We start from the raw sequence: 8,304 nt of genomic DNA on the forward strand, positions 1-8,304 counted from the left end.
AGTTTTTCTATTTCTTTATCGAGCCTTGAAAGTTCCATTAAAATTTCGTCCGATTTTATATTTCTAATAAATGTGAATACGCTTATAACTATTACGAATAATATTATAATTATAAAAAGCGAACCGATAGGGTAGGTTTTTGTTTCTATTTTTTCAATATTTTCAATTTTTGTTTTATTTTCTTTTAATCTCTTTCTCATGATTAGCCTCTATTTCTATAATAATTGCGCCGCTCTCATTTTTGCGCTTCTGCTTGCGGGATTTAATTTTATCTCTTCTATTGTCGGAGTTAAAACTTTAGAATTTATTAGTCTAAATATTCCTTCTTTATTTTTTGTTTTTTCATTGTCTTTAAAAAATCTTTTTACAATTCTGTCTTCCAAAGAATGATAACTTATTATGACTATCACTCCGTATTTTTTTAAAATATTTTTTATATTTTCTATCGATTTTTTTAATATATTAAGTTCGTCATTAACTTCTATTCTCACCGCTTGAAATATTAAAGTGGCGGGATTTATTTTTCCGTATTTTTTAGATTTATCCGAATTATGAAATATTATATTTTCCAATTCTTTTGAAGTTTCTATATTTTTTTTCTCTCTTTCTTTTATTATCGCGTCCGCTATTTTTGAAGGATTTTTTATCTCTCCGTATTCTTTAAATACTCTCTCCAAATTATTTTTGTCGTATTGATTAATCACTTGATAAGCGTTTTTTTCATTTATTCCGAGTCTCATATCGAGTTTATTATTTTCGTTAAAAGAAAATCCTCTTTCTGCCTTTTTGAAATGAAACATTGAAACTCCCAAATCGTAAAGCACAAAATCTACATTTCCAATTATATTTTTAGGGAGCAAATCCGTCATTTTATCGTAAGTGTCGTTATAATAATGAAATTTTTTATAATTCGATAATCTTTTTTTAGCTATCTCCAAAATATTTTTATCTCTTTCAAAACTATGAACTTCAAGATTCAAATCGAGCATAGCTTTCGTATGTCCTCCCTCTCCCAAAGTGGCGTCTATAACGATATTTGAATTTTCGGGTATAAAACTTAAAACTTCGTTAATCATAACGGGCTTATGAATTATTTCGTATTCAATATTATTCATTTATAATATTATCGGTTTTTTTATTATATAAATTATTGTATTGATATTTTTTAGAGTTCTAATTTAGAATTTTTTTAACAAAAATATTTTATAATGATAAATTATTATAGAAAATAGTAAATTAGTTTTTATGAAAATTTTATTGTTTTGTAAAATCAACTATGGTAGGGTCTGCATGAAAGCCAGAACCCTTAAAGCCTGCCGCCCTCATATAATCGGCAGCACAATTTGATGAGTTATTAAATGTTAATTTGCATTCATGTTCATCATAAAAAAGAGTAATAAGATAATTTGACACTTTAGCAGTAAAGGGATAAACAAAGGTGTTGTCTATAGTTAATTTTCCTGTATAGCTATAAGGGACGGGTAAATCATTTTTGTTCAGGTATGGTTCGGGCGAAAGCGTAATATTACCATCTCCGTCAATTTTTAATTCTACTTTAGAATTATGGTGATTTGTATCATAACCTATCCAAGTTCCTTCAAGCTCATGTTTTGTAGTTGGAGTAGACGGCTTTGAAGGTTCAGTAGGTTCAGCTGGCGGAGTTTCAGTAGGTTCTTCGTTTGATTTGCAACTAATTGAAAAGAATAATATTAATGATAATAATGCGATAAATAACTTGAATGATAAAAAATTAGCCAAAGTATAGTATTTCTCTTCTCTTCTCTTCTCTTCTCTTCTCTTCTCTTCTCTTCTCTTCTCTTCTCTTCTCTTCTCTTTCATGAGAATTCACTCCCGTTAAACAGATTTATTCCGAATTTTTTTCCTTCGGTTATTTATTATTTTTTATATGCAAATTATATAATATTAAAAAAAATTGTCAAGCGTTTATTTGAATATTTTTCGTTATTAATATAAAATCTTTTTAATCAAAAAATCTATAATAAAATAATAAATAAAATATGTCAAAAAGCGTTATAAATATAGTCAATGTGTCAAAAAGTTTCGTTAATAAAATTTTGCTCGATAAAGTAAATTTGCTTATAGAAGAAAAATCCAAAATCGGAATGATTGGAAGGAACGGAGCGGGAAAAACCACTTTAATAAAAATACTTATGGGCGAAGAGGAAGCGGACGATGGAGAGGTAATATTTTCGGACGAAGTAAAAATTGGTTATTTGTCGCAAGGGGCTAATTTTGACGAAACGGAAAAAGTCATTGATTATCTTATGAGAGCGACTAAAAAAGAATCTTGGACTTGTTCCAAAATAGCGAGCGGATTCGGAATCGACCATATTAAAATTAATTACAATATTGGCGATTTGTCGAGCGGTTATAGAATGAGAATTAAACTTGCGGAAATGATGCTCCATGAACCGAATTTTTTACTGCTTGACGAACCTTCAAATTTTTTGGATTTGAATACATTAATAGATTTGGAAAATTTTTTGCTCGATTATAAAGGAGGATTTTTAATCGTATCTCATGACAGAGAATTCTTAAAAACAACTTGCGAAAAAACAATCGAAATAGAAAACGGAAAAATAACTTATTTTCCAGCGGATATAGAAGATTATTTTGAATATAAAGAAGAAAAAGAAGCCTCGATAAAAAAATATAATAAAAATATCGAAGAGAGAAAAGCTCATTTGGAGAGATTTATCGAAAGATTCAGATATAAAGCGACTAAAGCTAAATCCGTTCAATCTCGCATAAAACAGATGGAAAAATTAAAAACTATTGAAATAACGCACCCCGCAAAAAATGTAAAAATAAAATTGCCTGCGGTCCAAGAAAAAAAAGGTTTCGCTATAATTTCGGATAATTTGAATATAGGATACGATAAAAAAATTGTAGCCGAAAGCAAAAGAATTGAAATATTTAGAGGAAGCAAAGTCGCGGTGCTTGGACAAAACGGAGAAGGCAAAACAACTTTTTTAAGAACTATATCGGGCAGAATAAAAGCGCTATCGGGAAATTATAATTACGCTCAAGGAATAAAAATCGCGTATTTCGGAGAAGACACTTATAAAAATATAACCGCCAACGACACGGTTTTATCTTATTTGAAAAAGCATGCAAAACAAGGTTTATTGCATCAGGAACTTTTAACATTGCTCGGAAGTTTCTTATTTTCTGGAGACGATATTAATAAAGATGTTAAAGTTTTAAGCGGAGGCGAAATGGCAAGGCTGTCGCTTTTGTCGGCAATAACTCAATGCGCCGATGTTTTGATTTTGGACGAACCTACGAATCATTTGGATTTTGAAACGGTAGAAACTTTGGCAAATTCTCTTAAAGATTATATGGGAACGATTTTTTTCACTTCGCATGACAGAACATTTACAAGTTTGCTCGCCGATACGATTATTGAAATTAAAGACAAAAAAATCTCTCTCTATTCGGGCGATTACGATTCTTATGTTTATAAAACTCGTCTCGAAGCCTTAAAAGAAGAGGAAGAAGAAATTAAATTTCAAAACAATAATAACAATAACAAAAATGATATAAACGAAAATAAAAATAATAGTTATGAAGATAGAAAGAAAATAAGAAATAAACTTTCAAGATGCGAAAGCCTATTAAAAAAGTCCGAAAGTCAAATTAACGATTATAAAGCCGAAGAAAAAGAATTATTAAAATTTTTTGAAGTTTCTTATGACGAAGAAAAAAGCAAAAGATTACTTGAAATTAAAAAACTGATAGAAAAAGCCGAAAACGAATGGCTTGCGATTAACGAAGAGATTGACGACATAAAAAGATTATTATAAAAATTATTGTAATAATTCTACTTCATGTAAAGTTTCTTCTCTGATTTCTTTGTCCGTTTTTATAATATTTTCGATTGTAAGCGGAATGTTTATTTCTCTGTCGCAAATTTTTTGGACAATATCGAATATATCCGTAAAGCCGATTTTTTTCTCCAAAAAAGAATAAACGCATATCTCGTTTGCGGCATTCAAAACGCAAGGATAGAGTCCTCCTTTTTTACCGCATTCGTAAGCCAATTTAAGCATAACGAATTTATCAAAATCCATTTTATAAAAATTAATTTCCGAATGCTCATGCAATTTTAATTTTTCAAAAGGAGTGTTTATAATTTCGGGGTAGGTTAGGGCATGTTGAATAGGAAGCCTCATATCGTTTTTTCCGATTTGAGCGTAAATCTCTCCGTCAACGAATTCAACCATCGAATGAATTAAACTTTGAGGATGAATTATTGTTTCGATTTTTTCGTAATCCAAATTAAATAAATGATGCGCTTCTATGACTTCAAAACCTTTATTCATCATTGTCGCACTGTCTATCGTAATTTTTCCGCCCATATTCCAAGTGGGATGTTTCAAAGCCATTTCAACGGTGACATTTTTTAATTCTTCTTTTTTAGTTTTTAAGAAAGGTCCTCCCGAAGCCGTTATTATGACTTTTGAAATCGGAGCGTCTTTGAAATGTCTTAATATTTGAAATATCGCCGAATGTTCGCTGTCAATAGGAATCAAACTTGCATTATATTTTTTTACAAAATCGTTTATTATATCTCCTCCGACAACCAAAGTTTCTTTATTTGCGAGCGCTATCGTTTTTCCTTTTTTTATCGCTTCTATCGTTGGTAAAAATCCAGCGTATCCCGTCAATGCGTTTACCAATATGTCGAATTCAATATCTCTAACAAATTCTGTTATATTTCCTTCATAAATAATTTTTTTTTCTTTCAAATCGTTTTTTAAATCGTTCAATGCGGATTCTGAAGATATATGAATTTTTTTAGGATTAAATTCTTTTATTTGATTTTTTAGAATATCAATTTTAGAATTTGTGGAAAGCCCGACAATTTCAAAATCTTTATCGAACTCTCTAATAACCGAGCATGTATTATTTCCTATCGAACCAGTCGAACCGAGTATAAGAACTTTTTTTTTCATTGTTATATTTTTTATTCTAAAATTAATTAATCGTTTAATTTATATTTATACCAATATGAATTCCCAAGTCTTTTCTGTAAAATTTCTTTTAATCCTTTTGTATCAAATGTAGCTAAAATTTCTTCCGTATCATTATTATATAGTTCTACAGATTGTGCAGATACTAATAATTTTGTTAAAGTAATTCCTCTACTATAATTATTTGCATCATGAATTCCTATAATTTCATTTTTTATGTCTTTTTTAAATATACTATAATCCATAATATTTCCAGAATTATCTTTTATGTATAAGAATAAATTATTATTTTCTTTTATATTATCATTATAAATCCTTACCGAAGAAAAACCGTTTCCAACATCTGTAGTTACAGAAACTTGAAACTTTGATTTTGTATCATTATCATAGACTGTAAAATCATGCCAATTTATACCATATTCATTATGGTGCATACCGTATTGCCATTCTGCGAAAACTATAGCGGAAAACATTAAAAATAAAATTATAATCTTTTTCATTTTATAACTCCTATTTATTAGTTTAATTTATTCTCTGTAAGAAATTCCCTAACGACTTCTTTTGGGTCTTTCTGCAATTCGTCAACTTGATAATTTAATTCTATCATGGTTTCTTCGTTAAGTAAATTGCCCAATTTTTCCAAAATTTCCGCAATTTGAGGATATTTATTTAAAGTTTCCGTTCTAATAAAAGGGACCGCGTAATATGGAGGAAAGAATTTTTTATCGTCTTCCAAAGTTATAAGAGAGAATTTTTTCAAAAGTCCGTCCGTAGAAAACGCCGTTATAACATCGACTTCTTTTGAATCCAAAGCTATATATCTTGGAGCATCGTCTATGGCGACATAATCCTTAAAGTTTAAAGAATAAATATTCGTTAATCCTATTATTCCGTCCGCTCTATTCATAAATTCCAAAGTTCCGCAAAATTTCAAATCTTTTGAAGCCGTTCGCATATCGCTAATATTTTTAATATTATATATTTTTTGAGTATCTTCTCTTATGGCTACAACATAAGTGTTATTAAAATTAAAAGGAGCTAAAGTTTCGATATTATATTTGCTCTTCATATCTCTTTTGACTATATTATATACGAAATCGGCATCGTTTGTCGGAGCATAATTGAGCAAACTTGCAAACATCGTTCCCGTATAATCGACATATAAATCGACATCTCCTCTTTCCAAAGCCTGAAAAACTATTTGAGTTCCGCCCAACGCTAATTTTCTTTCAACATTTAAATCGGTATTCGCTTCTATCAAATCGGCAACCATATTTCCCAATATAATCTGTTCGGTAAACATTAAAGAGGAAACTGTTATACTTTCTTTTTTGCCAATATTTAATTTTATTATTTGAGTTCCTATTATAATTAAAGCGATAGCGACTACTACATATATAATAATTTTTTCTTTTTTTCTTTTGTCTTCCAATTCTTTTCTTTTCATTATTTCGCTTGCCTGCAAACTAATTGGAGTAACCAATCTTTCGATTATGGAAAATATATAATCTACGAATAGCGCGAGCAAACATGCGGGAATTGCGCCCGCCAATATTTGATAATTATTAATAGTTCTTATTCCAGCAAATACCAAGTAGCCTAATCCTCCAGCTCCTACATAAGCGGCTATAGTCATTAAACCTACCGAAGTAACCGCGGAAACTCTTATTCCCGCCATTATAACGGGCAGAGACAACGGAATTTGTATTTTAAATAATACTTGAGTTTTTGTTAATCCTATTCCTTTTGCCGCTTCTATTATTTGAGGACTTATATTTGAAAGCCCCGTATATGTGTTTTTTATTATTGGAAGTAGAGAATATAATATAACCATAAATATTGCTGGAGCCGAACCTATCCCAAGTATTGGAATCGATATTCCCAAAAGCGCCATACTCGGTATAGCTTGAATTATATTTGCGAATCCCAAAATCGGTTTATTTAATTTTTGAACATGTTTTATCAATATTCCAAGCGGAACGCCGAGTATTATTGAAAATATTACCGCAAACGCCGTTAATCTTATATGTTGAAATAAAAGATTAAATATTTCCGCTCTCCGTTCTATTATATAGATTAAGAATTCCGATATTATATTCAAGAGTTAAGCTCCTCAATCTCTTCTTTTATAAATTTTTGATTTAATATCGCGACAAGCTCGTTTTGAGTTATTATTCCTATTATTTTATTTTTTTCGTTTACCACATACAAACTTCCCGCTTTATTTTCTTCCAATATTTTTAAGACGGATGTTATATTTTCATCGTATTTGATTTTTGGAATTTTTCTATATTTTCCCTTATTCGCTATCAAAGTAAAAAATCCCGTTATTCCGTTATTATAATTTATATTTGCCATTATATCTTCCGCTCTTATATATTCTGGATTATCCCAAATTCTGTTTTTGCCGACAAAAGATTCCACATATTCGTTTTCGGGTTCTTTCAATATTTTTTCGGGTTCGTCAAATTGAATTATCTCGCCGTCTTTCATTAAACATATTTTATTCGAAAGTTTTAATGCCTCGTCCATATCATGCGTGACAAATACTATCGTTTTATTTAATTTCGATTGCAAAGTTAAAAGTTCGTTTTGCAAATCCGCTCTCGTTATCGGGTCAAGCGCGCTAAATGGCTCGTCCATCAAAACTATATCCGTATCGTTGGCGAAGGCTCTCGCGACTCCGATTCTCTGCTGTTGTCCTCCGCTCAACTCTGAAGGGTATCTATTCAAATATTCTTCTGGATTTAAATCTACCATATTCATAAGTTCGATTGTTCTTTTATATATTTCGTCCGAATTCTTTTTTTCAAGTTTAGGTATAATTTCTATATTGTCTTTGATAGTCATGTGAGGAAATAAACCGTTTTGCTGTATTACATATCCCATATTTCTTCTTAAAGTTATAGGGTCCTTATCGTATATATTTTCGCCGTTAATATAAATTTCGCCCGAAGTCGGTTTTATTAATCGGTTAATCATTTTTAATAAAGTAGTTTTACCGCAACCGCTCGGTCCGATTATCGATACAAATTCGCCTTTTTCTACCTCGAATGAAATTGATTTTAATACGGTATGATTTTTGTATCTTTTAGTGATATTTTCTACTTTTATCATAGTTTACCCCTAAAAAGAACTAATATTATTATATTATACTATTTTTAAATAATTTCAATATAAATTAATTTTTTATTTATTAAAGCGTTGACATTTTTTATAAAACATGCTATAATTTTGCTAAATTGATAGAATTATTAAAACTAAAAAAAGGAATTTTGAAAAATGAGCGGATATAAATTCTACAATA

General features: G+C 29.8%; 7 protein-coding genes and 1 pseudogene. 1 reads left to right on the plus strand and 7 read right to left on the minus strand.

From position 1 onward, the window contains the following. The 3 genes and pseudogenes from EZH24_RS04100 to EZH24_RS04110 all read right to left on the minus strand — a co-directional run. Nucleotides 1-200 (minus strand): annotated as a pseudogene (locus EZH24_RS04100) (septation ring formation regulator EzrA); the annotation flags it as partial. 15 nt (nt 201-215) lie between these two features. After that, entirely contained in the window at nt 216-1,115 is a 900-nt protein-coding gene (gene rsmH / locus EZH24_RS04105) for a 16S rRNA (cytosine(1402)-N(4))-methyltransferase RsmH (RefSeq protein WP_137997858.1), read from the minus strand. Between the two features lie 139 nt (nt 1,116-1,254). Next, the gene (locus EZH24_RS04110) at nt 1,255-1,839 is read right to left on the minus strand and encodes a hypothetical protein (protein WP_137997859.1); all 585 of its coding nucleotides are present in this window, start codon (nt 1,837-1,839) and stop codon (nt 1,255-1,257) included. 179 nt (nt 1,840-2,018) lie between these two features. Here EZH24_RS04110 and EZH24_RS04115 point away from each other — a divergent pair, with 179 nt between their 5' ends. Further along, nucleotides 2,019-3,827, plus strand: coding sequence for an ABC-F family ATP-binding cassette domain-containing protein (locus tag EZH24_RS04115; RefSeq protein WP_137997860.1), 1,809 nt, complete (start codon nt 2,019-2,021; stop codon nt 3,825-3,827). A gap of 3 nt (nt 3,828-3,830) precedes the next feature. Here the strand turns inward: EZH24_RS04115 and dxr are convergent, their stop codons facing one another. From dxr to EZH24_RS04135, 4 genes are read right to left on the minus strand one after another with little or no spacing between them, the layout of a single operon-like run. Next, entirely contained in the window at nt 3,831-4,979 is a 1,149-nt protein-coding gene (gene dxr / locus EZH24_RS04120) for a 1-deoxy-D-xylulose-5-phosphate reductoisomerase (protein ID WP_137997861.1), read from the minus strand. Nucleotides 4,980-5,005: 26 nt separating this feature from the next. Continuing rightward, nucleotides 5,006-5,497, minus strand: coding sequence for a hypothetical protein (locus EZH24_RS04125; RefSeq protein ID WP_137997862.1), 492 nt, complete (start codon nt 5,495-5,497; stop codon nt 5,006-5,008). 17 nt (nt 5,498-5,514) lie between these two features. Next, nucleotides 5,515-7,098, minus strand: a complete 1,584-nt coding sequence (locus EZH24_RS04130) for an ABC transporter permease/substrate-binding protein (RefSeq protein ID WP_201798557.1) — start codon at nt 7,096-7,098, stop codon at nt 5,515-5,517. Beyond that, nucleotides 7,095-8,114, minus strand: coding sequence for an ABC transporter ATP-binding protein (locus EZH24_RS04135; protein WP_137997863.1), 1,020 nt, complete (start codon nt 8,112-8,114; stop codon nt 7,095-7,097). The genes EZH24_RS04130 and EZH24_RS04135 overlap by 4 nt, the downstream gene beginning before the upstream one ends. Between the last annotated feature and the right edge of the window lie 190 nt (nt 8,115-8,304).

This window comes from Brachyspira catarrhinii, assembly GCF_005518285.1.
In the GTDB taxonomy this organism is placed as follows: Bacteria; Spirochaetota; Brachyspiria; order Brachyspirales; family Brachyspiraceae; genus Brachyspira; species Brachyspira catarrhinii.

Excerpts from the sequence above, each read along its gene's own strand:
- EZH24_RS04115 (WP_137997860.1), top strand. The coding sequence starts at position 2,019 with ATGTCAAAAAGCGTTATAAATATAGTCAATGTGTCAAAAAGTTTCGTT.
- EZH24_RS04110 (WP_137997859.1), bottom strand. The coding sequence starts at position 1,839 with ATGAAAGAGAAGAGAAGAGAAGAGAAGAGAAGAGAAGAGAAGAGAAGA.
- EZH24_RS04125 (WP_137997862.1), bottom strand. The coding sequence starts at position 5,497 with ATGAAAAAGATTATAATTTTATTTTTAATGTTTTCCGCTATAGTTTTC.
- rsmH (WP_137997858.1), bottom strand. The coding sequence starts at position 1,115 with ATGAATAATATTGAATACGAAATAATTCATAAGCCCGTTATGATTAAC.
- EZH24_RS04135 (WP_137997863.1), bottom strand. The coding sequence starts at position 8,114 with ATGATAAAAGTAGAAAATATCACTAAAAGATACAAAAATCATACCGTA.
- dxr (WP_137997861.1), bottom strand. The coding sequence starts at position 4,979 with ATGAAAAAAAAAGTTCTTATACTCGGTTCGACTGGTTCGATAGGAAAT.